Source organism: Vibrio sp. 1874 (genome assembly GCF_033344395.1).
GTDB lineage: Bacteria > Pseudomonadota > Gammaproteobacteria > Enterobacterales > Vibrionaceae > Vibrio > Vibrio alginolyticus.
This window is the reverse complement of the sequence record NZ_JAWPOR010000206.1, coordinates 1-1,007: the sequence shown is the minus strand read 5'-3', so window position 1 is coordinate 1,007 and position 1,007 is coordinate 1. Positions and strand designations below refer to the sequence as shown.

Genomic DNA, 1,007 nt, shown 5'->3' with positions numbered 1-1,007 from the left:
CCATAACGTAGAACATGCTTGGATGGCTTGTGTGATTAGCCGATGGCCTAAGCCACCACCTCGGGCTGTTTGTTTGGTCACGACTCGGCCAATACTGACGTTATCGTAAGTGGTTCCAGCTGGCAGAAGCCGGGCGCAGGCAACTAATTCATCATTGTGGTAGCCGAGTAGGTGATGAACGCCGTCAATAATATCCTTACCATCTAGCTCCGGGTACGGGCAAGTTTGCTCGACGACGAACACGTCGACGCGTAAGCGCAGCATCTCATACAGTTGTAAGGTGGTTAGTTGAGCAAAAGGCAAAGTGATCCAAGTGGTCATGTCCGTCGTCCATAATGATAGTAGAGTGCCTGAATGTACTCGCTTTTGTTTCAATACTCATTAACAATGGTTAATTTTCACTGGTCTTCCCAGAAAATCTGGCGATAATGTGCCCTCTTTTTCATCCCACCTGAGGATATTTCCCTGTGAGCAAACAAACTTTTGACCAAGTAGGCCTGAACCCAGCGCTACTAGAAACGCTGGATTCATTGAACTACACCCATATGACGCCAATTCAAGCGTTAATCTTACCGGCGATTTTGAATCAGCGTGACGTAATTGGTCAGGGTAAAACGGGCTCGGGTAAAACAGCTGCGTTTGGTCTTGGCGTACTATCAAATCTAAACGTAAAACGATTTCGCGTGCAGGCTTTGGTGCTGTGTCCGACTCGCGAACTGGCGGATCAAGTTGCTAAAGAAATTCGAACGCTAGGGCGTGGTATCCATAACATTAAAGTACTTACGTTGTGCGGCGGTATGCCGATGGGACCGCAAATTGGTTCGTTAGAGCATGGTGCACATATCCTTGTTGGTACTCCGGGGCGTATTCTGGATCACCTTGAGAAAGGCCGTATTAACTTGGAAGAGTTGAATACATTGGTGCTGGATGAAGCCGATCGTATGCTAGAAATGGGCTTCCAAGATGCTTTAGATGCAATTATTAATGCGGCGCCTAAACAGCGTCAG

At 47.6% G+C, this 1,007-nt stretch carries 2 protein-coding genes; one reads left to right on the top strand and one right to left on the bottom strand.

Annotation, left to right across the window (positions count from 1 at the left end):
• Positions 1 to 321 (bottom strand): GNAT family N-acetyltransferase (locus R8N46_RS25665; RefSeq protein ID WP_318189838.1); only part of this gene is annotated, 321 nt, incomplete at its 3' end.
• 146 nt (positions 322 to 467) lie between these two features.
• Between R8N46_RS25665 and R8N46_RS25660 the strand changes: the two genes are divergently transcribed.
• Positions 468 to 1,007, top strand: a 540-nt coding sequence (locus R8N46_RS25660; RefSeq protein ID WP_318189837.1) for a DEAD/DEAH box helicase, incomplete at its 3' end; no start/stop codon positions are given.